The sequence below is a fragment of the Streptomyces sp. NBC_01788 genome (assembly GCF_035917575.1).
In the GTDB taxonomy this organism is placed as follows: Bacteria; Actinomycetota; Actinomycetes; order Streptomycetales; family Streptomycetaceae; genus Streptomyces.
The window spans coordinates 6,483,341-6,504,065 of sequence record NZ_CP109090.1; the positions used below are offsets into that span (position 1 = coordinate 6,483,341).

The window sequence follows — 20,725 nt, forward strand, 5'->3', positions numbered from 1 at the left end:
GATCCACCCCGTCCGCCCCTGAAGGGAGGTGACCCCCATGCCTCAGCGAGTCCGAGTCCCGCTGCGCGTGATCGTCGGCTACTACAGCGACTGCGCGCTGCCCGTCTACGTGAAGGTCGCCGCCCTGGAGCGGCGAGAGACCGGCTGCGAGGCGGGGGTCGCCTACCTCGCGGGGCTGCTCGGTCTGTCCCGGTCCACGGTGGAGCGGGCGCTGACCGAGCTGATGCGCCCGGCGCCGGACGACGACATAGCCGAGGTGACGTCGTACCGGCGCACCCACCGCGGCGGCCGCGGCATGACGGCCGTACGCCGCGTCAGGGTCGTCGGCCGCGCCGAGCACGGCGCCTGGGTCCCGACGCGGGCTGCCGAGGCCCTGAGTCCTCGGCAGCTGCGCGCGTATGCGGCCATCGCGTACGCCACGGCGACCGGGCACCACCTCACCCTCACCGACCTCGGCCGGATCCTGCGGCACCGGTCCGGCAAGAAGGCCGGCGAGCCCCTCAACGCCCGCTCGGTCCGCCGGCTCCTCCAGGACCTCGAGGACCTGGGCTGGATCAGCGTGGACCGGCGGGCCGGATACCGCGGCCGCCACCTGTACCAGGTTCACGACGAACCGCGCCAGATACCGCTGACTGCGGACACTGACGAGGGATCGGGTGGCGATCTTGATGAGGGTTCCCTCGCGTCTAAGGAACACCCCCCGACTGACTCACCGGAGGAACCGCCGGACGGTGGTTCTATCCGCCGTAGGCGATCTACCGGTAGTAGTGCCCGCGAGGACCTCGTCTCGCTGCCGCCGTCGTTGCGCCGTCCGTACGCCGGGCCGCAGCTGACGATCGCTCCGCGGATCTGGCAGGTCCTCGAACCGGTGAAGGCGCTGCTGCCGGGCCTGTCGCCCTACGTGGTCCGCGCGCTGGCCCGGGAGATCGGCCAGCAGCTCGACCAGGGCCAGGAGCCCGAGCGGCTCCGGGCGCGGCTGGAGTTCCGCTTCGCCAGCACCCAGGACATCCACGACCCGGGCCGCTGGCTGCTCGGGGCCGCGATCGTCCGCCACGGCTGCGGCCTCGTCGCCTGCGAGTCCGGCCAGATCTGGCACACCGGCGCCCGCTGCGACGTCTGCAACGAACTGCGCGCCACCGACGGCCAACGCCCTCCGGGCGGCCCGCACGGCCCCCGCCGCCCCGCCTACCCGCGTCCGCCCGGCCGCTGGCACGAGTGCGAGGCCTGCGCCCGCCCGTCCCGCACCCCCCTTCCGGAAGGCGTCTGCCGCGCCTGCCGACCCCCCGACCCGCTGACCCTGCTGAGGAGGTGGCAGCCATGACCGACACCGACGTGCCCCGGCCCGCCACCGGCCCCCTGCTCGCCCTCGCCGCGGCCTGCCGCCCCGACTGGTCCATCGACCAACTCCGGGACGTCCTCGCACAGATCCGCTGCCAGAACGACATGCCCTTCGGCCGCCTGGTCGTCGCCGTCGCCCAGCTGATCGCCGACCCCGCCGCCGAGCCCCCCGACCTGCTCGCCGGGACACCGGAGCCATGGCGCCACCGCCGGCGCCCGCCCGCACCCGACACCGCACACCGCGGAGCCGCCGCCGCCCGCGCAGCCCTGCACCACCACACCGACACCACCACCGAGGGGACGTGATCGCGATGACCCGCCTGGCCTTCATCGACTCCGAGACCACCGGCCTCAACCCTGAAGTTCACGTGCCGTGGGAGGTCGCCTACGTCCTCCGTGAGCCCGGCCGACCCGACCGTGAAACCGTCCTGAACTTCGAGCCGACCACGTACGACATGGCCCGCGCCGACGCCAAGGGCCTCGACATCTGCCGCTTCCACGAGCGCACCAACGCGCCCGGATTCACCTGGACCGAGTGGAGCGCCGGAGTGGCCCGCCTGGAGCACGACCTGCGGGGGGCCCACCTGGTGGGCAACGTCGTCTCATTCGACGCCGAGATGATCGCCCGCGGCCTGCTGATGGACAGCTGGCCGCGCCCCTGGCACTACCACCTCATCGACGTGGAAGCCCTCGCCATCGGCGCGCTCGCGGCCCGCGGTGAACCGGCCGGACTGCCGTGGAACTCGGAGGAGATCTCCGCCCGGCTCGGAGTCACCCCGCCGTCCGGCGACGCCCGGCACACAGCGCTCGCCGACGCACGCTGGGCCCGCGACCTGTACGACGCGGTGACGGGCGGCACGTCATGACCGTCTCCCCGCAGAGCCTCGACGACAGCGCCCGCGACCAGGTCCGCGCGCAACTGCTCGCCATCACCGGCCGGGCCCTCACCGAGGTCCGCATCACCCGAGTCCACTGGCCGGACGGTCCCCGCTGGGTCGCGCTCGCCCTCGTCAACTACCGGCCCTACCCGTCGGCCCCGACGCGGCGTCACGAAGTTCCGCTCGCTGAAGGCGGCCAGCACTATGACATCGCGCTCCTCCTGAGCCAGACGTTCCCGGACGCCGACTGGTCCCTCGCCCAGGACTACGACGTCACCGCCGGAGTCCTGCGCCCCCACACGGTGCGGCTTCCCGCATGCCTGCGAGGTGAGCAGCCGTGAGCCGCGTAACCGTGCGAACCCTGATCTGCAACGAGTGCGAAGCCGAGTTCGGCAAAGACACCGAATTCCTGCCCGCACACATCCTGCGCCGGCGCGCCCGCGTCGCCGGGTGGCGGTGGGCCGGCCGGAACCGCGACCTGTGCCCCGCCCACGCGAAGGAGCGTGCCTCATGAGCCGCCTCAAGCACCGGCCGCGCGCCGACCACCAGCACGCCGCCCAGCAGGCCCGCGAGATGCCCGGCGAGTGGGTCCTCGCGGCCACGTACGGCAGCCGCGCCAGCGCCGTGGCCGCGTCCCTCCAGGTCCGCACCGGCGAGAAGATCCCCGCCTACCGGCCCGCCGGCACCTTCCAGGCACGGACCGAGCTCACGCAGGACGGCGCCGACCTGTACGTCCGCTACGTGGCCCGGCAGGAAGGCGCCCCCGAATGACGACCACCAAGATCGAATGGGCCGACCGAGTCTGGAACCCCGTCACAGGCTGCACGAAGGTCTCCTCGGGCTGCGACAACTGCTACGCCGAGAACATCGCCCGCCGCTTCGCTGGATCGAAGGCCTTCCCCGAAGGCTTCACCGTGACGCTGCACGAGGACCGTCTCAAACAGCCGTTCCGCTGGAAGAAGAGCGCCCGCGTCTTCGTGAACAGCATGTCCGACCTGTTCCACGACAGCGTGCCGGACCTCTGCATCACCCAGGTCTTCGACGTCATGGAGGCCCAGCTCAACGCCCGGCACACGTTCCTGATCCTCACCAAGCGGCACGCCCGCATGCGGTCCTTCGTGAAGGCCCGGCAGAAGGCGAAGCAGGAGTACGCCGCCAAGTTCGACGACTGCCCGACCGAAGCCATGCGGAACAGCCCCGCGGCGCTGGACGCCCGGGCGCGCGCGACCAGGCCGCCAGCGAACATCTGGCTCGGGGTGTCGGTGGAGAACCAGAACTGGGCCGACGTGCGTGTCCCGGCGCTGCTGGAGACCCCGGCCGCCGTGCGGTTCCTCTCATGCGAGCCGCTGCTGGGCCCCGTCAACCTGGCCGACCACTGGATCGGCTCCGACCCGCACCGGCGGGATGAGCCCTCCATCGACTGGGTCATCGTCGGCGGAGAGTCCGGCCCCCGAGCCCGGCCGATGCACCCCCAGTGGGCGCGAGACATCCGCGATCAGTGCGACCAAGCGCAGGTGCCGTTCTTCTTCAAGCAGCACGGCGAGTACGTAAGCGCCGTCGTCGAGGACGATCCGACGTACGCCGGGGGCCGCGCGTACGACAGCCCGCTGGGCGGGCGGAGCTCCGCAACCCTGCGGGAGCGCGGCCCGAGCGGGACCTTCCGCGGAGGCCGAATCCGGCTCATGCAGCCCGGAGACCGCACGCGCGGGGCCGTGTTGCTCGACGCCGACACCCTCGCCGTCCGAGTCGGCAAGCGCGCCGCGGGCCGCGAGCTGGACGGCCGCACCCACGACGCGTACCCCCGCGACGACTTCCGCGAGTCGATCGCCTCCGGCCTGACCGAGAGCTTCGACGACTTCTCCCGCCGCCTGGACGCGGCCGACACCACCCGGAGGACCCGATGAGGACGTCCACCCTCATACGCCGCTGCCGGCAGTGGCTTCGCACCCCGCAGGAGAACCGGCTGCGCGCGCAGCTCGCGGCCGAGCGGGACCGCAACCGGGCGTTGGAGCAGCGCCTGGCCGAGCTCCAGACCGCGAACGTGGGCGCCTACCACGAGCTGTCCATCGCGCGCGGCGCAGTCTGCATCACGGCCAACTGCCCCCTGTGCCCGCCCGCAACGAAGGACGGTGTCGCGTGATCGCGTACGCATTCCTGACCATCAGCGTGGCCGGTGTCGGCGCGGTCGCCTACTACGTGGCCCCGGCCGGCCGCGGTGCGCACCGCTACGTCGTGCCCCGCTCCAGGCTGCGCGCCGAAGCCGCCCGCCACGCGGCGGCCGCCGAAGAGGCCACCTGCAAGCTGGTCGGCTTGGCTGTCGAGTTTGACGCCGTCAGCGTCGAACGTGACGACCTGGAGGCCGCCCTCGACAAGGCCGGTCGGCGGATCGACGAGCTCGAGGAGCAGGTCCGCGACCGGGACCAGCTGAGGGAGGCGAACACCGCGCTCGAGGCGGCGCTCGCCAACGCCCGCAAGGTGTCGCAGCTGCCGCCGCACGGCGACACCCAGCCGCCCAGCGCGAGCGCCCTGCCCGACCACGCGCAGGAGTTCGTCAACGCCACCCCGACGGCCTGGCGCGCGAGCGCCTGACATCCCAGCCCCCGCCCCGCCACCCAGATGAACCGAGGTCCGGCGGCTGGTGGGCACCACCACCGAGGAGAAACACCGTGTTCAAGGAAGGTAGCCGCTTCTTCGGCTACACGATCGCCGCGATCGTTGGCCTCGCCGTCTGCTCGCTCGTCGCGGTCTTCGCGTTCGGCGGCGTCAGCCAGCTCACCTCGAGCTTCCGCGGGGAGACCGACAAGAAGAACCGCACCGTGGGCAGCGGCAGTTTCCGCCTCAGCGCCTACGAGGAGTTCTTCGACCTCTGCGCCTCCGTGCAGACGAGCGAGGCCCAGATGAAGGCCCTCCAGGACGAGCTCGACGACAAGCCCAGCCCGGACCGTGCCGAGCGGATCCGCACGAGCATCACGGCCGTCAAGGCGAGCCGTGCCGAGTCGATCAACACCTACAACTCCAAGGCCTCCCAGGAGCACCGCCGGTCGTTCCTGGACGCCGATCTTCCCTACCGCCTCGACATGACCGCCCAGGAGACGAAGTGCGCCGCCTGACCACCACCGCCCTCACCGGCCTGACCGTCCTCGGTCTGGCATTCGGCGCCACCGCCTGCGACGACGACAAGCCGACCTCCCGCTCCCGCGAGAGCACGGCCCGCAACAGCAACTACGACCAGCTCGTCGCCCGCCAGCCGGCGCACACCGGCTCGTACTCGCCGACCCGGGAGACGAAGAACTTCTGGGTCGACACGTGGATGAAGCAGCCGGGCAAACTGTCGTACGTCTACATCCAGAACGCCAACGGCAGCTTCGGCTACTTCGTCCTCAAGGGCCTGCCCGTCACGTACTGCGTGAGCCTCCTGCCGCCCGAGGTGAAGACCCGCGCAGACCTCGGCCAGTACGACGGCGACCTGATCGTTCAGGGCCCGTCTATGGACGGCACGTACAGCAGCAACTCGAACTGCAACTCGTACTACGGCAAGGACGCCACGACCGGCGCCTACGTCGAGTTCTCCGTCGGCCAGAACCAGAGCTATTTCCTGTACGACCAGCCGCTGGACCTTCCGCAGTACAAGAACGCCCAGCCGCTCGGCCCGTCACGCATCCAAGACGTCAAGCGCTGACCGCCGCGAGCTGACCCCCTGAGCACCGCCCGCCGCCCGGATGCCACCGGCCTGGCGGCGGGCGGGCACAACCCCGAACCAGCACACCCCAAGGAACACCCCATGTCCGGCTGCCCCTTCTGCGGAGCCCCATTCCCCTGCCTGAAGCACGGCAGCTCCCACCACCCCACCAGCCACTGAACCCCTGGAGCACGAGTTGAAGATCAGGCGCCCCGCCCCGATCACCGAGCGGCTGACCACGACGAAGCTGATCGACGTCGTAGCCGCCGACCTGGACATCCCGCCCGCGGAGGCCCGCAAGGCCGTGATTGCCACCTTCGGTGCCATTGCCCGCGCCGCCGCATCCGGCCACGACGTCGCCATCACCAACTTCGGCACGTGGCGCTCGTACCGCACCCCGCGGCGGAAGTCCCGCAACCCGCAGACCGGCGAGCCGGTGATCGTGGCCGCTCACCAGAAGGTCAGCTTCCGCGTCGGGCCCGCGCTCGCCGACGCCGTACGCCGCCGCGACCGCAAGGCCTCCATCGACAAGGCCCCCAAGGGCAGCAAGACCAGCGGCGCCGGGCAGTGAGCCATGGCCTACACCGGATCCATCCCCGACACCGCGGCCCACCGCTTCGACTGGATGGCACGCATGGCCTGCCGCGACGAGAAACCCGCGATGTTCTCCACGTCCCGGCACGAGCACCAGGCGCGCATCATCTGCGCCGTCCGCTGCCCGGTCCGCGCCCAGTGCCTCGCCAACGTCAAGCGCCTCGAGCACGGCGCCGCCGCAGACCGCCGGGACGGCGTCGTCGCCGGGCTCACCGCGCACGAGCGGTGGCGCCTGGACGCCGACGCCCCCGGCCACGACAAGGCCTCGCCGGCGCTCGTCTTCACCGGCGATCCGCCGCGCTGCGGAACCTACGGCGCGTTGCTGCGGCACCTGTGGCTCGGCGAGCGCATCGACCCTGACTGCTGGAGCGCCGAGGTACGCCGCGACCGCCTCGGCCGCGTCACCCGCGCTGCCGCGCAGAAGCCGGCCCGCGGCAAGACCGCCACTCACGAACTCGTACAGGGAAGTTGACCGTGCCTCTTCTGATCGTCATCGGTGGCGGTCTCCTGGCCTGCGCCGTCGCAGGCCGCCTCACCGGCCGCATCGCCCCTCACACCACCGCCGGTCTGGCCGGCCTGGCCAACAGCCTGATCAGCATTCAGAGCATCCGCGAAGGCCTCTGGCTGACAGGCCTGTTCAACGGTGCCGTCTGTGCTTTCTGCCTCTACGTGTGGTGGCACGGCGGTGGTGGCGACGGCACCCGGCGCCGCCTGCGTCAACTGCGCCGCTCCTTCAAGGCGGTCCGTCGCACCGCACCCACCTCCGCCTGAAAGGCACCACCTCGTGTCCACGCCCACCCTCATCGCGATCGGTCTCGCCCTGGCCGCCGTCATCGGCCTGTGCTTCCACCTGTCCGACCGCTGGTTCTTCACCCTGCTCGCCCTGGCCTGTCTCCTCGGCAGCGCCGACGCCGCCTACCGCGACCGCAAGCTCGACACGGTCCTCCTGCTGATCGGCGGCGCCGTGTGCACGGGCGCGGCTGCCCACGCCGCCCACACGGCCAGCCGCGAACGGAATCCGCGGTGACCCGGACGGACGCCTACGTCGTGGCGGTCATCGGCGGCCTCACCGTCGTCATCGCCCTGCTCGCCGCGGCGGCCCTCGCCGCTGGCGTCTACCTCGGCTACGCGCGCCTCTACGAGTGGCGCGAAGCCCGCCGCGAACGCCGCCGCGCCCTCGCCACCTGCCGGGCCATCGACGCGCTCGGCACCCGCACCCCCGACCACCCCACCCACTGAAAGACGATCATGTCCGACCACGCACAGCTGGCCCGCACCGGCACCGCCGCCGGCGCCCTCGTCATCGGCACCACCGTCATCACCGGCTGGTGGCTCCTCGCCGTCGCGCTCGCGGTCGTCGCCGTAGGCGCCATCTGCATCCGCCTGGGCTTCCGCCACGGCCGAGGGGCGGGCGAGCAGTGAACCGGCCCCTGACCGCGCACAGACACCGCTCCAGCGTCCTACTCACCGGCGCGATATGCCTCATCCTCGCCGCCGCATGGGCCGTACAGCACGGCGTCCAGGCCGCAGGCTACGGCGGCCCCAACGGGGCCCGGCTCGCGGCCGTATGGGCTGTGACGTTCCTGCTGCTCGCCGCCCAGACCGTCATGTACCACTGCGAGCGGCCCCGCCGCGTCACCCCACGTGCCCGCCGCCAGCTCGACGCCCTGCACGTCGCCGTGCTGCTGCCCGTCTACAACGAGGACCCCGGCTACCTGCGGCTCGCACTGGAGTCGATGCTCGCCCAGACCCGCCGCCCGGACTCGGTCCACGTCGTCGACGACGGCTCCGGCGTCCGCGACCAGGACGGCAACATCATCCAGGTCATCGACTACGCCGACGTCCGTGCCTGGTGGACGCAGGCCGCCCGCGTCGCCGGCATCACCACGACGTGGCAGCGCACCCCCAACTCGGGGAAGCGGCACGCACAGGCCGCCGGCGTCCGCATGTCCCCGGACGCGGACGTGTACGTGACCGTCGACTCCGATTCGTGTCTGGCACCCACCGCGCTCGAGGAAATTCTGCTGCCCTTCGCGAAGGCCCGCGTGCAGTCGGTGGCCGGGATCGTCCTCGCGACCAACGCCCGCACGAACCTCCTTACCCGCGTCACCGACCTGTGGTTCACCACCGGCCAGCTGACCGACCGGTCCGCCCTGTCCGCCATGGGCGCCGTCCTCGTCAACTCCGGCCCGCTGGCCGCCTACCGGGCCGACGTCGTCCGCGACAACCTCGACTCCTACCTCAACGAGCGGTTCATGGGCCGCCCGGTCATGTTCTCCGACGACTCCCTGCTCACCCTGTACGCGCTGCTCCGCGGCCGCGCCGTCCAGCAGCCGACCGCGGTCGCGTTCACCGCCCTGCCCGAACGCCCGCGGCACTTTCTCAGGATGTACTGCCGCTGGATGCGCGGCTCCACGATCCGCTCCGTGTGGCGGTTCCGCTACCTGCCCCTCACCAGCTGGGCCTACTGGGCGCACCTGCTCCGCTGGTTCCAAGTCGCCCTGTCCACCGTCGTGATCGGCTGGCTCCTCATCGTCGAACCCACCGTCTACGGCCACACCCCGCCCACGAGCTTCCTCGTCGTCCCGTTCCTGATCGGCTGGGCGCAGGCCCTGCGCTACCTGTCCGTGGCCCGCAGCGACGACACCCTCCCCGGCCGGCTCGCCACCTGGCTGCTCATGCCCCTCGCCGTCATCGGCTCCTGGACGGTGCTGCGCTTCATGCGCTGGTACGGGGTGGCCACCTGCGCCCGCACCGGCTGGGGGACTCGCCAGAACGGCGCCGAAGTCGCCCTCGACAACCCGGCAGCCGAGGCCACCATCGCGGCCGGCCCGGTGACGCTGCCGGACGACGACACCATCCGCATGCGCATCCCCGTCGCGAAGCTCCTCGACCCCGACACCGAACAGACCCTCACCCTGCCCATCCCGCGGCAACGCACCGCCGCATCCCAGCATGAAAGGGCCTCGCGATGAACAGCGTGCACCCTGCTCTGGCCACATTCCGGCTGGTCCGCGACCACGACGTCAGCGGCATCTCCGGTGAGGGCGTCGTCGCCGAAGGCGTCCAGTTCTCCGACGGATGGGTGGTCACCCACTGGCTTGACCAGCCGCCCATGCACGAGCCGAAGACCGACGTCTGGCACCACAAGGGCACCCACCCGATCACCAAGATCCACGGACACAACGGGGCCACCCGGATCGCGTGGGCCGACGAAGAGGCCGCACGACGCCGCCAGGAACTGGCCTACGCCGTGGCCATGTTCGACATCCCGGCCGCGGTGATGGGCACCGAGGCGGCACGCGCCGCCCTGCGCCGGCAGATCTCGCACGCCATCCAGTCGGTTCAGGACGGCCAGGCGGCCCCGGTCGAAGCAGGCGATGAACGGATCGTCGGCGCAGTCATGCCGGCCGTCGACGCGCTGCTGGGCGCGCGGGACAGGGCGCTTCAAGTGGTCGCACGGGCGTACGCGCTCGCCGATCGCTGGAAGGATGCCCACGGCTCGGCCATGTGCCTCGTACGGGCCGCCGGCGCTGAACTCCAGGAGGCCCTGGACAACGCCCGTGACGAGCTGGACGGGGACGCAGGAGAGGGATACGCCGCCGCTGCCTCAGGGCCGTTGCCCCCTGCTGCCGAGTGTTCCGCGCAGCATCACTGGTTCGACGACGGCCGACTCTGTATCCGCGCCGCGCAGCACCGCGGCGACCACATCGACGAGCAGGGCTACCACTGGTCCGACACTGCGGCGGTGTACCCGCTCGCCGACGGCACGCTGCGTGAGAGCCCGGCCGCTGCCGTACGTCGGGGGCAGGAGTACGTCAGCTCCCGCTACGGGGAGCCGGAGCCGCAGCACGACCGCCCGGAGAGCAGCTGCTCCAACCCCGACCACGCTTGCACGAAGTGCGGGGACTGCGCGTACGAGCACCCGGGCCAGGGCGGGTGCGCCTGCGGGCATCTCCCGCCCGCCGAAGGGCGCTCCGTCCGTACGGCGTGCACCGGCGGCACGGAGGACCTGACGAAGGCCGAGCGCATCCGCGCGCTGGACACCGCCGTCGCCGAACTCGCCCAGGCGCTGCGCCTCACCCGCGAGTACGTCGGCGAGGACGTACTGCCCGCGGTCGAAGGATGGTCGTGGTACGACGCACTGCGCCGCCACGCCCCGCACGAACTCGCGGCCGCGGACGAGGCGTACGCCGACACCATCGCCGGCCAGCTCGCCAGCCTCAAGAAGAAGATCGCCGACGCCCTCGCGGAAGGCCTCGCAGAAACCGTGCAGCGCGCCGCGCAGGCCGAGGCCACCATCAAGCGCGTGCGCGCCATGGCCGAAGCATGGGAGCGCATGCCGCAAGGACGCTACGTGTACATCCACGAGGCCGCCCGCGGTGTCCGCATCGCCCTCGCCGGTGCGGAGCAGCCCGCCACGGCGCCGATCTGCCGCGACTGCCCGCACTGCCCGGATGGGCACCAGCCCCCGACCAGCGGCAGCCAGCCGTGGGGTGTCTGGGTAGGCCCTGCCCGGGACGGCGACGGACAGCCCACCACCATCCACGTCGCCCGCTCTGCCGGCGCCCACGTCGCTGAAACCGACGCGGAATGGATGCGTCACGTCCTCAACCACCAGCCCGACCCGGAGACGCTCTGCCGCCTCCCGCACGAGACGGAGGGCTGACCGTGATCTGCACCCGCTGCGCTCACGCCGCCGACAACCAGCTGGGCAAGGAAGAACACTGCGACGCCCAGGGCGGCCCCGACGCGGCCTGCCTCTGCCAGCACCGCACCGATCGCTACCGGAGGACCGCTCCGGCGGCCCCGGAGCAGATGAACGTCGTCATCCACGTCCAGCAGGACCGCGTGGAGACCCTCGACGCCGTCCACACCGCCCGCCGCTCGAAGGAGGTCTGACCCATGACCGTCGCTGTGGACTTTGACGGCGTGATCCACGCCTACACGAAGGGCTGGCAGAACGGAGAGATCTACGACCCGCCGATGCCCGGCGCGTTCGAGGCTCTCGACCAGCTCATGGCCACCCATCCGGTGTTCATCCACACCAGCCGCACCCCCGAGCAAGTCGCCCAGTGGCTGATCGACAACGCACCCGACGACATGGCCTTGTCCGTCACTTACGAGGCAGCGGCTGACCGGGAGTTCTGGAACGAGCGAGGCATCCTCCTGGTCACCAGCCGGAAACTGCCCGCCCAGGTCTACATCGACGACCGCGGGCTGCACTTCCGCAACTGGGAGCAGACCCTGCTCGAACTCGGGCGAAGGGGCATCTGACGTGCCCAAGAACCAGCCCACTCCCGAGGACCTGGAGCAGGTCCGCGACCAGCTGCGCGCCGAGATCCGCGAGGCCCGCGAGACTCTCAAGGACCTGCGCGCCGCGGTCAAGGACGCTCGCGCGGTGGCCCCGCAGATCGTCACCGAGCTCCTCACCGCAGAGGTCGCCAAGCAGCTGGAGACGCTGGGGGAGCACACCAAGAAGGCCATGGACGACAGCGCGGCCCGCGTGATCGAGCAGTTCGACGAGCTGTTCAAGGTGATCACCGGGCAGGACCACGCGTCACGCCGCGCAGGGAAGCCGTCGATCCCCGACCTCATCCAGAACTACGAGGGAAGGGGCTGACGTGGCGCAGCGCATCAAGGCCGCGGCGGTCGAAGGCTTCCTGCGCGACCAGGGCCACGAGTTCTCCGAGTTCGAGGGCGGCGACTGGGACCCCGGCGTCCGCGTCGCGCAGGCAGGCCGCCGCCAGGTGAACGTCTTCTGGGACGGGCCCGGCGAAGCCGACCAGCTGAACACCATCACGAACGAGCTGCGGGCGGCCGGCTACCACGTCGCTGGCACGCAGCAGGACCGCGGCGGACGCCGCCGCCTGGAGGTGACCCGCCCGTGAGCACCACCGGCCTGGAACAAGAACTGCGAACCGCAGCGGCCCGGCTGCGCGACGACCGGAACTTGAACGGGTACCGAGTCGACTCCGGCAGCCGTGAACTGCTGGAGATGATCCGGATCCTGCTGCGGCTGCGCGAGCCGATCGCCACCTGGTTGGAAGAGCAGGCGCAGTACGTCGCCGCCCGCGGCATGTACGACGTCCTGGCCATCGACGTCGCCCGCGCCATCAACGGCACCGGCGAGCCGGGCCGCGGGCAGGACGGACACATCGAGGACCGGCTCAGCGGCCGCTCCCTGTACGAGCAGGTAATGCGTGGAGCGGGTGAGGTGCCGTGAATGCACTCGCCCCCGGGCCGACACCCACTGTCCGTCGGCCCGGCGACGACCTCGGAGACGAGACGTCCTGCGCCTCCACACCGTCGACGATTGCGTCGTCATTGCCTTCGCTCTCTCCGAGAGCGCCAGCGAACGAGGTTACGTGCGCGTCGTTCAGCCTCAGGCGGTGCAAGGCTCCGCCGGGCCTCCCGGAGCAGCGCATTGCGATCGGTCGAAAGCGTCATGTGAATCGGGACCAGCATGGAAGTTCGTCGCTGCGAGGGGATACCTGGTGTCCGGAGGACGCGAGCCTGTTCTTCGGCACCCCTTTGCAGACTCTCAGCCAACTCAGCCATCGCTTCTGGCCCTGTAACGGCGACATTCGTTCGAGCCCGGCTCATGAGACCAAGTGCTGTGTCTACGGCGCGCCATGTGTTCGTAGCCGCTGCTCCGTCGAACGGCTCTCGGGCCTGATGAGCCTCGAGAGCCGGAGCTATGGCCTGGTTGAAGGCGTCGTACTTGTCCAACAGCGCGGCAATGGCGCTCCGTCGCTCATCACGCAGCCGGTGGCGGATCTCTACCGCCTCTTGATCCAGCACCTGTCGCCGTGCAGCACGCGCTTGGAGAAGGCCGCCGCCCAGCGCCCCCACCAGAGTTCCAGCAATTCCAAGTCCAGCCGCCCAGACAGCTGCATCGCCCTGATCCATGCGGCCCATCTTGCCGATGCGGAGGCCTGAATTGCAGACGCTTGACGCTATGGTCGCGGACCTCGCGGACCGGTACACCGGCGGCAAGGAGCACCCCGGTGACGGCGGGCCCGGCCTCATTCACCGGCTCGACACCCTCGGATTGAGGAGCCGGCAGCCGGCCGACGGCGGGCACGCCCCGCCCGGGTCCCGGCCGCCGACATCGCTGGAGGCCGTGTCCTGGTCGCAGCGCATCAAGCGCGAGGCGATAGGCCTCGACATGCGACTGCGGCAGTCCTCGCGTACACAGCGCTGGGACCGTGCGCTGAAAGCGATTCCGCCGGGAGCGGAGAACGCCGGCCGGGAGCGGGAGGTGCGCAGCATCGTGACCCGCTGGCACGGCACCGTCCTGACCGTCCTCGGACTACGCGGCCCGTCCGTCCACTTCCGGGCCGCACTGTGCCTGGCGTGCGGGCAGCGGACCGTGTACGGGCGGGCCGACGACGACCGGCCGCGCGCCTGGTGCGTCAACGACGCCTGCGTGGACGGGGACACCGGGGCCCCGGCCCGGTACGAGGGGCCGCGGCTGTACCTGCTGACGGAGAACAAGGCCTCGTAGGACTCCGTGATCAAGAGGTGCCGCAGTGGCGGCAGTTGTAAAAGAAAGTACGACCCGTACATTGTGAGGACTCGTACTTTCTTGTACTCTGTTTGACATGGGGACAGCGCACCACCACCCCCACCACCCCATGTGAGGAGGACCCCGCCATGGACGCGCTCTTCAACTCCCTCAACCTCATCGGGCCCGGCGACCTGGTCCTCTACCACGGCACCCTCACCGACGCCCACGGCCTGTGGCTCGCCATGCCGTGCCCCTGCAACATCTGCCACGCCATGGACGCCCTCGGCCTCCCCGACGTCCGCTTCGCCCTCATCGACCCCTGGGACGAGCAGCCCGGCCCCTTCCACGCCCGCCGCGCGTCCATCACCCGCTCCGCCGCCTGCGGCTGAGCACCACTAGGGAGAAATCGTGACCGTGCTCACCACGCCGCGCACCCACACCGTCCGCCGCCGAGACCGGCGCACCGGCCGGTTCGTGAAGACCTTCACGCTCACCTATAGCGACAAGGACGGCACGCACACCCGCCGCCTGCCCGCGCGCGGCATCGAGACCGTCGGCCGCATCATCAGCCGGCACGCGGAGCGCGGCGAGGCGTGGGCCATCGCCGTCCACGACTCCAGCGGCGACGTCACCTTCGACTTCGCCTGTTTCACCTGACCCACTGACCGGCGGCCGGGCAACCCCCCGGCCCGGCCGCCCTCCCAGGGCCGCGCCCCCGTTCCCCTCCCCCTGAAGCGGGGGCGCGGCCCGCACAACTCAACACCGACACGCTGTAGCTCAGTTGGCAGAGCGCGGATCTTATAAGTCCTGGGTCGTGGGTTCGAGTCCCACCAGCGTGACTTCAACAGCACGTCACACGACTGGAGTTGTCATGGCCGACACCAAGGCCACCCCGTTTCTCGACACGCCCGCCGCCGTGGCGGCCGCCGTCCTGGACGCCATCAAGAACGAGTCGAACGCTTTCGACATGAACAGCTGGTTCTGGAACCCCGGGGGCGGCACTCTCGCCCCCGGAGCTCGCCCTGACTGCGGCACCACGATGTGCGCGGCAGGGTGGGCCGCGCACCTCACCGGCTGGACTCTGGTCTGCCTGGCCGAGGACGAGCAGCACGAGGTCACCGGCCGGGATGACGACGGCAACGACGCCCCCACCAGGGCACAGGTCTACGCGAGGAAGGGCAACGAGAGCCGCCTCATCTGCGACGTCGCCCAAGACGCGCTCGGCCTGAAGGCCAGCGAAACCTTCTGGTACGCGAATCAGCAGATCGCCCTCAAGCAGTTGAGCGAGATCGCCGGGCGCTGAGCCCTTCGAGACCGCCCGGCGGCCGGACACGCGATCCGCGCCACGGCGCAACGACTCGCTTCCGCGCCGCCGGGCCCCAACACCGCAGGAAGAGGTCCCGTCATGACCATCGAGATACCTGCTAGCCCGGTCGAGGACCGGCCCGCCGGCTTCTGCGAATTCGGCGAGCAAGCTGCCGTCCTCCGCGGCGCCCTCACCGCGGCCGGCATCGAACTCGGCACCTACGAGCGCAGCACCATCGAGTGGCTGTCCCGCTGGGAGTGGGCGACCGTCGCCACCATCGCCTCGTGGGTGGCACGCGCCGCCACGGCCCGCGAGCCGGCTCCGTCGATCGCCCTGCCTGACCGGTTCAACGCCGCCCCGGACGAGATCGACCAGCACCTGCGCCGGATCCTCGCCGACGACGTCTACCTGCGCTACCAGCAGGCCATCGTCGGCCTGGCCGTCACCGTCGACCCCGACGAGCATGCGTCCGACCCGCTGCCCGAGGGTGACCCGTTGGCCTACGGACCGACCGGCATCCGCTGCGGCTGCGGCAAGGACGCCCACTCCAACCTCGTCCCGTGCGCGCCCGCTGCCGAGGACAACCCCCAGGCCACCGCCCACGCCGTCGGCGACGACGAGCCGCAGTGCGTGCGCTGCGGCTGCACCGACAGCCAGGCCTGCCCGGGCGGCTGCCACTGGGTCGCCAACCGTCGCGACGTCCCCCTGTGCTCGGCCTGCGCCACCCCCGCCGAACTCGCCGTGTCCGGGAGCGCCCTGTGACCTCCGCGATCGAGACCTACCTGGGCTGGCAGGAGCCGCGGCACTTCGCGGACTGCCGGAAGCCTGCCTGGACGGTCGACTACCGCACGGACGACGAGTTCCGTGACCGGCGCGGCGGCGGCAAGCATGCCTGCTCGAACGAGGACTGCGGCCACGGCGACCGCTACCCGCGCACCACGGTGCGGATCGTGTGCCCGTCCTGCCAGGCCGCCGTCGTCATCCGTGGCGAGGCACACAGCATCAACGAGGACACGACGTCGACCACGACGCACGGGTACGGGCTGCCGCCGCGCAAGCTGGCCGGCCTGCTGCTGTGGCCCGGCGAGCCCTGGCTGAATGTGGGCCGGCTCGGCAGCGCCGACCCGTACGACTTCGTCGTCACCCGCCCGGGCGTGAAGCGCGTCACGGAGGCCGACGTCGTGGGCGCGATCACCCAGTCCCGTGGCAAGCGCCGCGCGGTCACCTGGTCGTCCGCCGCCCTGCCCACCCCGGGACGCTACAGCCGCTTCAACTGGGACCGCACGAATGAGGACACGCTGCGCACCGTCGCCGCGGCTGCCAAGTGGATCGCCGCCCAGCTCGCCGACCGCGCGGCCCCGGCCGGTGGCACGCCCGGCGCCTGACGCCGGCCACGCCTGACCCCTGATCTCCGGGCGGGCGGGACATCGACTCGCTCTGTCCCGCTCGCCCGGCCACCACACAGCGAAGGACCACCACCCATGCTCCGCGACGTCCGATTGCAGATCATCACCGAGACCATCGAAGGGCTCATCCCCGGCTCCATACCGGCGTTCCTGTCGGTGACGGTCACCGAGACCTCCCCACTGGACACCAGGCCGCGCGAGAACACCTGGAACGGCACTACCGCCGCCCTGGCCGAACGCATCTTCACCGCCCTGTACGGCCGCCCGCGCTACACGCCCCAGGTGAGCCCGCTCGCCCAGGCCGAAGACGCCAAGCGCGCCCGGGACATCATCGGCGAGGTCGGCATCCTCATGTCCGCCGGCGCCGACCTGGAGTCCGCACCCTGGCACCCGGTGCGCCCCGGCGACCTGGTCCACGTCCACTACGAAGCCGCCGGCCAGGCGTCCGCGTTCGGCGAGACGTACATCGTCGGCTCCGAGGACGGCGGCCTGATGGGCATGCAGCTCCTCGCGCACACCCTTCCCGCCGCCACCGACGGCATCGAGGGCATGGTTGGCTGCTTCGCTGTCGACGCTGTTGACGACCCGATCTTCGAGCTGTGGTTCGAGGCCGGCCCGCACCGGCTCACCATCGTCCGCGACGGCCAGGTCGTCCACGACGGCCAACTCGCGAGCCTGAACGGCCGCACGGTGTCCGCCGCAGGCCTACGCACGGCAGCGGTCGCCCTCACTTCCGCGATCCATGAGGCAGAGCGCTACCTCGAGCGTGGCGAGCCGGAACTCGCGCTGGCCCGGCTCCGCTCGGACAAGCCTCTGCCGCCGTGCGGGGCGCCCGGCTTCACCCCCGAGCAGCCGGACTGCCCGCGGCCGCAGGGCCACCGCCCCCCGTGCAGCGACAGCGCCGACTACGTCTCCCCGCCGCACGAGTGCCCGGCTCTGCCCGAGCAACTGTTCGCGGTGCTGTCCGTCGGCCCGAAGCGCACGACGATCAGCTTCGAGGGCCTGTACGCGGACAAGGAGGCGGCCCTCGACGTCGCCTCCGGCTGGGACCAGCGCGCTGAGGCGGAGAGGCGCGGCGGTCAAGGCGTGCCGGACTACGTGTTCGTGGACCTGCCTACGCCTGGTGGTCCGTCGCTCGCCGTCGTCGCGCCGATGCCGGTCATGCCGGATCCGGCTGCGGAGGAGGAGTGGGCGGCCGAGGGCATGGCCACCGCGCTCGGCCCGGAGGACTACGCCGACGACTACCGGGACGTGGACGAGTGATCACCGCTCTGCGCAAGCACATGCTGCGCGCTGCCGACGAGCTCGGCCTTCCGCTGAGCGTCAAGCAGGTCCACCGGTTCGCCAACCGCGTCGCCGACCACGCGGCCCGCGGCCCGGCACCGGACCTGCTCATCACCCCTCACCGGTACGCCGTCCTGGTCGGCCTGGCCGCGGGCGAGTCATCTGGAGAGACGGGCGACCGCCTCGGGATGAGCGTGAACAGTGTCAAGAGCCACCGGCAGTACGTCTACCAGAGGCTCGGGGCCATGAACGCAGCTCATGCCGTGGCGATCGCCAAGGACCTCGGCATCCTGCGGACCCCGACGCTCGAAGGGCGGGAGAAGGACACCAGCGCCGGCACCCAGCCGGACGCGGGCGAGTCCACTGCCGACTTCTTCCAGCCCGACCACACCTACCAGCACAGCGCATGGCAGTTCCGCTGCGCCGCCGTCACCGCGGACCCGGAGACCGGCGAGCGGACCGCGATCGGCTGGTTCCGGTTCCGGCAGGGCAAATGGCGCCTGTTCTCCGCCGACAACGCCATGTGGAACGACGTCTGGACCCACACCCCCGACGGAGGCTCGTGATGGCCATCGGCTACGCGCACACCCTGTTCTGCGACCGGCGCGGCTGCCGCGCCAAGGTCACCGTCACCGACACCCGCGACGCGGCGCACGCCCGACGGCTGGCGCACCGCCGGCACGGCTGGCGCAGCGACAGCGACGGCGACTGGTGCCCCACCGACAAGACGGCGCGCGACACGACGCGCACCCGGCCGGCCACCAGCGAGACGCCGTCGCACGACAAGACCGACACGTCGCACACCGGCTGCGACAGCAAGGGGGAGCGGTGAGCACCGCACGAGACAACGTCGTGCGCCAGTCGCACGACGGAGCCGAGACGTCGCATGAGACGTCGCGCGAGACACCGGTGATCCCGCTGCGACCCGGCCTGACCGAGCCGCACAACAAGCCGCCGACCAGGGAGTTCGACGTCGCGCGACGGCAGGCCGAGGCGCTGCGACTGTCGCGCCAGAAGCTGTCGCTCCGCGAGATCGGCCAGCGGCTCGGTGTCGGAAAGGACACCGCCCGCCGCGACATCAAGGCCGCCTTACGCGACGAAGCGAAGGCAGCCGAGGAGACGTCGCAGGAGACAGCGCGCGACGAAGCCGAGACGTCGCAGGAGACGACCGGCGACACCGGCAAGACACCGGCCCCGCCGGACGACGGCGGCCGCGACACGCTCGTGCTGGTCCTCGACGAGCCGCTGCGCCAGGCCCTCGCCGTCCTGCGCGCCACCCGCGGCGCACCGGACACCCCGAAGCAGAACGTGGCCGTCGTCCGCGCCGCGATCCGCGTCACCGCGGACACCGTGCGCGAAGCCCAGCAATACCATCGCCAGGAAGGCACCACCCCGTGAGCCGTGTCTACTTCCACAGCCCCACCCGCACCGCCGAACTGCGCGGCTCCGAACGCGCCTGGCTCGGAGGACTCGTCCGGGACATCGCCGTGGGCGTCCTGGACCTCAACGACTCCGCCCGGGTCGACCGGCTGCGCCCGCTCATCCACCCCGGCCACTACATGGCCAACCTGCCCACCACAGGGATCGGCTGGCTCACCCGATGGGCGTCCAGCTACACCACCGCCTTCGCCGTCGGCTGGGACCACGGCACACCGCTGATCCAGTACCAGGGCCAGACGATCGACCCGTTCTCCCTCGCCCTGAACACCGCGGCCGTCCTCGGCAGCGACCAGGTGAAACTCGCGGCGCGCCTGCACGGCCAGTGCGAGCTCCATGCCTGGGTCGACGGCCCCAACCGGTCGTGGCTCGCCGACATCATGCAGGCCGGCCTCGACAACGGCACCTACCGGCGCGGCATCCAGTACGCCGCGGAACCCGACCACGGCCACCCCGAGCCGGAATGGGTGTCGCAGGGCTGGGAGGACGTCATCGCCCTGCTACGCGAAAGGGACGACGAACCCGTCGTCACCTCCTTCTCCGTGTGCGATGGCTTCCCCAACTCCAGCATCGGCGACTGGATGCCGCCCTGGCCCGAAGGCCGCGCGCGAAGCTGGGACGCCCTCACCGACGAGCAGAAGCAGGCCCGCTCCGAACGCTCCGACGCCTGGCACGACCTGGAGCCCGCAGAGCAGTGGCGCATCGCCATGGACGGTCTGCGCGCATCCTCCGACGGCCTGGAGATCAAGCCCGACAACTGGCACACCTTCCGCTTCACCCACAACCTCACCGTGCTGGACCTCCTCGCCAACGACTGGGAAGACCGCGTGCAGCGCACCCTGGCCAAGGCCAACGAGCCGGAAGAGGCAGCAGAGTGACCGGCAACCTGCCCGTCGCCGGGCACTGCCCGATGGGCTGCGGCGAGACGTTGCAGCGGCGCACCACCGACGGCGCCATCGTCTGCGCGAGCCCCGCATGCGTCCGGCCGGACGCCGTCGACGAGCTGCTGCGCGACCGGGAGACCGAGCACATCGTGCAGTTCGACCAGGCCGGGTTCACCATCCGGCACCCGCTGCGCGAGCGCCTGGACGACGACCTCATGCGTTGCGCCCTGCATCGATCCATCGCCGAGCTGCTGGGCCCGCCGAACGGAGAGCCCGGCCGGTACCGGGCTACCCCGGGCCCGGGCGGCTGGCGCCTCACGGCCTCCACGGAGAGTTCCGACCGATGAAGATGCTGCTGTCCACACTGGGCGCTGCCTTCCGAGATGTTGCCCGGTCCCTCGCACTT

The 20,725-nt window shown here is 71.2% G+C and carries 37 protein-coding genes and 1 tRNA gene; all 38 read left to right on the forward strand.

The features are described 5' to 3' along the window. Positions 1-37: 37 nt before the first annotated feature. The 38 genes from OIE49_RS29370 (at position 38) to OIE49_RS29555 (ending at position 20,666) form a co-directional block, all read left to right on the forward strand. Positions 38-1,321: a hypothetical protein gene (locus OIE49_RS29370; protein WP_326804898.1), complete on the forward strand. Its 1,284-nt coding sequence runs from the start codon at positions 38-40 to the stop codon at positions 1,319-1,321. Continuing rightward, a complete protein-coding gene (locus OIE49_RS29375; protein ID WP_326804899.1) occupies positions 1,318-1,644 on the forward strand; it encodes a hypothetical protein in 327 nt (108 codons plus the stop codon). The genes OIE49_RS29370 and OIE49_RS29375 overlap by 4 nt, the downstream gene beginning before the upstream one ends. Beyond that, a complete protein-coding gene (locus OIE49_RS29380) occupies positions 1,641-2,204 on the forward strand; it encodes a hypothetical protein (protein WP_326804900.1) in 564 nt (187 codons plus the stop codon). Before OIE49_RS29375 ends, OIE49_RS29380 begins: the two co-directional genes overlap by 4 nt. After that, the gene (locus OIE49_RS29385; RefSeq protein ID WP_326804901.1) at positions 2,201-2,557 is read left to right on the forward strand and encodes a hypothetical protein; all 357 of its coding nucleotides are present in this window, start codon (positions 2,201-2,203) and stop codon (positions 2,555-2,557) included. The genes OIE49_RS29380 and OIE49_RS29385 overlap by 4 nt, the downstream gene beginning before the upstream one ends. Next, positions 2,554-2,730 carry a hypothetical protein gene (locus OIE49_RS29390; RefSeq protein WP_326804902.1) on the forward strand — a complete coding sequence of 59 codons (177 nt, stop codon included), beginning with the start codon at positions 2,554-2,556 and terminating at the stop codon, positions 2,728-2,730. The genes OIE49_RS29385 and OIE49_RS29390 overlap by 4 nt, the downstream gene beginning before the upstream one ends. Next, on the forward strand, positions 2,727-2,987 hold the full coding sequence (locus tag OIE49_RS29395) for a hypothetical protein (RefSeq protein ID WP_326804903.1): 261 nt from the start codon (positions 2,727-2,729) through the stop codon (positions 2,985-2,987). The genes OIE49_RS29390 and OIE49_RS29395 overlap by 4 nt, the downstream gene beginning before the upstream one ends. After that, the gene (locus OIE49_RS29400) at positions 2,984-4,120 is read left to right on the forward strand and encodes a DUF5131 family protein (RefSeq protein ID WP_326804904.1); all 1,137 of its coding nucleotides are present in this window, start codon (positions 2,984-2,986) and stop codon (positions 4,118-4,120) included. The genes OIE49_RS29395 and OIE49_RS29400 overlap by 4 nt, the downstream gene beginning before the upstream one ends. After that, complete coding sequence (locus tag OIE49_RS29405; protein WP_326804905.1) at positions 4,117-4,356, forward strand: hypothetical protein; 240 nt, start codon at positions 4,117-4,119, stop codon at positions 4,354-4,356. Before OIE49_RS29400 ends, OIE49_RS29405 begins: the two co-directional genes overlap by 4 nt. Then, the gene (locus tag OIE49_RS29410; protein WP_326804906.1) at positions 4,353-4,805 is read left to right on the forward strand and encodes a hypothetical protein; all 453 of its coding nucleotides are present in this window, start codon (positions 4,353-4,355) and stop codon (positions 4,803-4,805) included. The genes OIE49_RS29405 and OIE49_RS29410 overlap by 4 nt, the downstream gene beginning before the upstream one ends. A 77-nt stretch (positions 4,806-4,882) precedes the next feature. Then, positions 4,883-5,326: a hypothetical protein gene (locus OIE49_RS29415; protein ID WP_326804907.1), complete on the forward strand. Its 444-nt coding sequence runs from the start codon at positions 4,883-4,885 to the stop codon at positions 5,324-5,326. Continuing rightward, positions 5,314-5,895: a hypothetical protein gene (locus OIE49_RS29420; RefSeq protein ID WP_326804908.1), complete on the forward strand. Its 582-nt coding sequence runs from the start codon at positions 5,314-5,316 to the stop codon at positions 5,893-5,895. The genes OIE49_RS29415 and OIE49_RS29420 overlap by 13 nt, the downstream gene beginning before the upstream one ends. A 196-nt stretch (positions 5,896-6,091) precedes the next feature. Then, the gene (locus tag OIE49_RS29425; RefSeq protein WP_326804909.1) at positions 6,092-6,466 is read left to right on the forward strand and encodes an HU family DNA-binding protein; all 375 of its coding nucleotides are present in this window, start codon (positions 6,092-6,094) and stop codon (positions 6,464-6,466) included. Between the two features lie 3 nt (positions 6,467-6,469). Then, positions 6,470-6,961, forward strand: coding sequence for a WhiB family transcriptional regulator (locus OIE49_RS29430; protein ID WP_326804910.1), 492 nt, complete (start codon positions 6,470-6,472; stop codon positions 6,959-6,961). Positions 6,962-6,963: 2 nt separating this feature from the next. Beyond that, the gene (locus OIE49_RS29435; protein ID WP_326804911.1) at positions 6,964-7,260 is read left to right on the forward strand and encodes a hypothetical protein; all 297 of its coding nucleotides are present in this window, start codon (positions 6,964-6,966) and stop codon (positions 7,258-7,260) included. A 13-nt stretch (positions 7,261-7,273) separates the two neighbouring features. Then, positions 7,274-7,516: a hypothetical protein gene (locus tag OIE49_RS29440; protein WP_326804912.1), complete on the forward strand. Its 243-nt coding sequence runs from the start codon at positions 7,274-7,276 to the stop codon at positions 7,514-7,516. Next, positions 7,513-7,728 (forward strand): hypothetical protein, encoded by a 216-nt coding sequence (locus OIE49_RS29445; protein ID WP_326804913.1) that lies wholly within the window; start codon positions 7,513-7,515, stop codon positions 7,726-7,728. The genes OIE49_RS29440 and OIE49_RS29445 overlap by 4 nt, the downstream gene beginning before the upstream one ends. A 9-nt stretch (positions 7,729-7,737) precedes the next feature. Continuing rightward, entirely contained in the window at positions 7,738-7,911 is a 174-nt protein-coding gene (locus OIE49_RS29450; protein ID WP_326804914.1) for a hypothetical protein, read from the forward strand. After that, on the forward strand, positions 7,908-9,464 hold the full coding sequence (locus tag OIE49_RS29455; protein WP_326804915.1) for a glycosyltransferase: 1,557 nt from the start codon (positions 7,908-7,910) through the stop codon (positions 9,462-9,464). Before OIE49_RS29450 ends, OIE49_RS29455 begins: the two co-directional genes overlap by 4 nt. Next, complete coding sequence (locus OIE49_RS29460) at positions 9,461-11,158, forward strand: hypothetical protein (protein WP_326804916.1); 1,698 nt, start codon at positions 9,461-9,463, stop codon at positions 11,156-11,158. The genes OIE49_RS29455 and OIE49_RS29460 overlap by 4 nt, the downstream gene beginning before the upstream one ends. A 2-nt stretch (positions 11,159-11,160) precedes the next feature. Continuing rightward, complete coding sequence (locus tag OIE49_RS29465) at positions 11,161-11,391, forward strand: hypothetical protein (protein ID WP_326804917.1); 231 nt, start codon at positions 11,161-11,163, stop codon at positions 11,389-11,391. Positions 11,392-11,394: 3 nt separating this feature from the next. Then, positions 11,395-11,766 carry a hypothetical protein gene (locus tag OIE49_RS29470; protein ID WP_326804918.1) on the forward strand — a complete coding sequence of 124 codons (372 nt, stop codon included), beginning with the start codon at positions 11,395-11,397 and terminating at the stop codon, positions 11,764-11,766. Position 11,767: 1 nt separating this feature from the next. Next, a complete protein-coding gene (locus tag OIE49_RS29475) occupies positions 11,768-12,112 on the forward strand; it encodes a hypothetical protein (protein ID WP_326804919.1) in 345 nt (114 codons plus the stop codon). Position 12,113: 1 nt separating this feature from the next. Continuing rightward, on the forward strand, positions 12,114-12,380 hold the full coding sequence (locus OIE49_RS29480) for a hypothetical protein (protein ID WP_326804920.1): 267 nt from the start codon (positions 12,114-12,116) through the stop codon (positions 12,378-12,380). Then, entirely contained in the window at positions 12,377-12,715 is a 339-nt protein-coding gene (locus tag OIE49_RS29485) for a hypothetical protein (RefSeq protein ID WP_326804921.1), read from the forward strand. Before OIE49_RS29480 ends, OIE49_RS29485 begins: the two co-directional genes overlap by 4 nt. Positions 12,716-13,167: 452 nt before the next feature. Further along, positions 13,168-13,431, forward strand: coding sequence for a hypothetical protein (locus OIE49_RS29490; protein WP_326804922.1), 264 nt, complete (start codon positions 13,168-13,170; stop codon positions 13,429-13,431). Between the two features lie 19 nt (positions 13,432-13,450). Next, positions 13,451-13,999 carry a hypothetical protein gene (locus OIE49_RS29495; RefSeq protein WP_326804923.1) on the forward strand — a complete coding sequence of 183 codons (549 nt, stop codon included), beginning with the start codon at positions 13,451-13,453 and terminating at the stop codon, positions 13,997-13,999. A 149-nt stretch (positions 14,000-14,148) separates the two neighbouring features. Further along, entirely contained in the window at positions 14,149-14,391 is a 243-nt protein-coding gene (locus OIE49_RS29500; RefSeq protein WP_326804924.1) for a hypothetical protein, read from the forward strand. A 19-nt stretch (positions 14,392-14,410) separates the two neighbouring features. Beyond that, positions 14,411-14,659 carry a hypothetical protein gene (locus OIE49_RS29505; protein ID WP_326804925.1) on the forward strand — a complete coding sequence of 83 codons (249 nt, stop codon included), beginning with the start codon at positions 14,411-14,413 and terminating at the stop codon, positions 14,657-14,659. A gap of 109 nt (positions 14,660-14,768) precedes the next feature. Then, positions 14,769-14,841 (forward strand) — tRNA-Ile (locus OIE49_RS29510). Positions 14,842-14,873: 32 nt separating this feature from the next. Then, positions 14,874-15,305: a hypothetical protein gene (locus OIE49_RS29515; RefSeq protein WP_326804926.1), complete on the forward strand. Its 432-nt coding sequence runs from the start codon at positions 14,874-14,876 to the stop codon at positions 15,303-15,305. 102 nt (positions 15,306-15,407) lie between these two features. Then, the gene (locus OIE49_RS29520) at positions 15,408-16,070 is read left to right on the forward strand and encodes a hypothetical protein (RefSeq protein ID WP_326804927.1); all 663 of its coding nucleotides are present in this window, start codon (positions 15,408-15,410) and stop codon (positions 16,068-16,070) included. Next, positions 16,067-16,693 carry a hypothetical protein gene (locus tag OIE49_RS29525; RefSeq protein ID WP_326804928.1) on the forward strand — a complete coding sequence of 209 codons (627 nt, stop codon included), beginning with the start codon at positions 16,067-16,069 and terminating at the stop codon, positions 16,691-16,693. The genes OIE49_RS29520 and OIE49_RS29525 overlap by 4 nt, the downstream gene beginning before the upstream one ends. Positions 16,694-16,789: 96 nt before the next feature. Then, complete coding sequence (locus OIE49_RS29530; RefSeq protein ID WP_326804929.1) at positions 16,790-17,977, forward strand: hypothetical protein; 1,188 nt, start codon at positions 16,790-16,792, stop codon at positions 17,975-17,977. Further along, the gene (locus OIE49_RS29535) at positions 17,974-18,564 is read left to right on the forward strand and encodes a response regulator transcription factor (protein WP_326804930.1); all 591 of its coding nucleotides are present in this window, start codon (positions 17,974-17,976) and stop codon (positions 18,562-18,564) included. Before OIE49_RS29530 ends, OIE49_RS29535 begins: the two co-directional genes overlap by 4 nt. After that, positions 18,564-18,830: a hypothetical protein gene (locus OIE49_RS29540; protein ID WP_326804931.1), complete on the forward strand. Its 267-nt coding sequence runs from the start codon at positions 18,564-18,566 to the stop codon at positions 18,828-18,830. Before OIE49_RS29535 ends, OIE49_RS29540 begins: the two co-directional genes overlap by 1 nt. After that, positions 18,827-19,396, forward strand: coding sequence for a hypothetical protein (locus OIE49_RS29545; RefSeq protein ID WP_326804932.1), 570 nt, complete (start codon positions 18,827-18,829; stop codon positions 19,394-19,396). The genes OIE49_RS29540 and OIE49_RS29545 overlap by 4 nt, the downstream gene beginning before the upstream one ends. Beyond that, positions 19,393-20,313, forward strand: a complete 921-nt coding sequence (locus OIE49_RS29550) for a hypothetical protein (protein ID WP_326804933.1) — start codon at positions 19,393-19,395, stop codon at positions 20,311-20,313. Before OIE49_RS29545 ends, OIE49_RS29550 begins: the two co-directional genes overlap by 4 nt. Further along, positions 20,310-20,666 (forward strand): DUF6085 family protein, encoded by a 357-nt coding sequence (locus tag OIE49_RS29555; RefSeq protein ID WP_326804934.1) that lies wholly within the window; start codon positions 20,310-20,312, stop codon positions 20,664-20,666. Before OIE49_RS29550 ends, OIE49_RS29555 begins: the two co-directional genes overlap by 4 nt. Positions 20,667-20,725: the final 59 nt, after the last annotated feature.

Excerpts from the sequence above, each read along its gene's own strand:
- OIE49_RS29405 (WP_326804905.1), top strand. The coding sequence starts at position 4,117 with ATGAGGACGTCCACCCTCATACGCCGCTGCCGGCAGTGGCTTCGCACC.
- OIE49_RS29375 (WP_326804899.1), top strand. The coding sequence starts at position 1,318 with ATGACCGACACCGACGTGCCCCGGCCCGCCACCGGCCCCCTGCTCGCC.
- OIE49_RS29370 (WP_326804898.1), top strand. The coding sequence starts at position 38 with ATGCCTCAGCGAGTCCGAGTCCCGCTGCGCGTGATCGTCGGCTACTAC.
- OIE49_RS29400 (WP_326804904.1), top strand. The coding sequence starts at position 2,984 with ATGACGACCACCAAGATCGAATGGGCCGACCGAGTCTGGAACCCCGTC.
- OIE49_RS29500 (WP_326804924.1), top strand. The coding sequence starts at position 14,149 with ATGGACGCGCTCTTCAACTCCCTCAACCTCATCGGGCCCGGCGACCTG.
- OIE49_RS29490 (WP_326804922.1), top strand. The coding sequence starts at position 13,168 with ATGAGCCTCGAGAGCCGGAGCTATGGCCTGGTTGAAGGCGTCGTACTT.
- OIE49_RS29470 (WP_326804918.1), top strand. The coding sequence starts at position 11,395 with ATGACCGTCGCTGTGGACTTTGACGGCGTGATCCACGCCTACACGAAG.
- OIE49_RS29515 (WP_326804926.1), top strand. The coding sequence starts at position 14,874 with ATGGCCGACACCAAGGCCACCCCGTTTCTCGACACGCCCGCCGCCGTG.
- OIE49_RS29540 (WP_326804931.1), top strand. The coding sequence starts at position 18,564 with ATGGCCATCGGCTACGCGCACACCCTGTTCTGCGACCGGCGCGGCTGC.
- OIE49_RS29530 (WP_326804929.1), top strand. The coding sequence starts at position 16,790 with ATGCTCCGCGACGTCCGATTGCAGATCATCACCGAGACCATCGAAGGG.
- OIE49_RS29450 (WP_326804914.1), top strand. The coding sequence starts at position 7,738 with ATGTCCGACCACGCACAGCTGGCCCGCACCGGCACCGCCGCCGGCGCC.
- OIE49_RS29395 (WP_326804903.1), top strand. The coding sequence starts at position 2,727 with ATGAGCCGCCTCAAGCACCGGCCGCGCGCCGACCACCAGCACGCCGCC.
- OIE49_RS29520 (WP_326804927.1), top strand. The coding sequence starts at position 15,408 with ATGACCATCGAGATACCTGCTAGCCCGGTCGAGGACCGGCCCGCCGGC.
- OIE49_RS29430 (WP_326804910.1), top strand. The coding sequence starts at position 6,470 with ATGGCCTACACCGGATCCATCCCCGACACCGCGGCCCACCGCTTCGAC.
- OIE49_RS29385 (WP_326804901.1), top strand. The coding sequence starts at position 2,201 with ATGACCGTCTCCCCGCAGAGCCTCGACGACAGCGCCCGCGACCAGGTC.
- OIE49_RS29495 (WP_326804923.1), top strand. The coding sequence starts at position 13,451 with ATGGTCGCGGACCTCGCGGACCGGTACACCGGCGGCAAGGAGCACCCC.
- OIE49_RS29460 (WP_326804916.1), top strand. The coding sequence starts at position 9,461 with ATGAACAGCGTGCACCCTGCTCTGGCCACATTCCGGCTGGTCCGCGAC.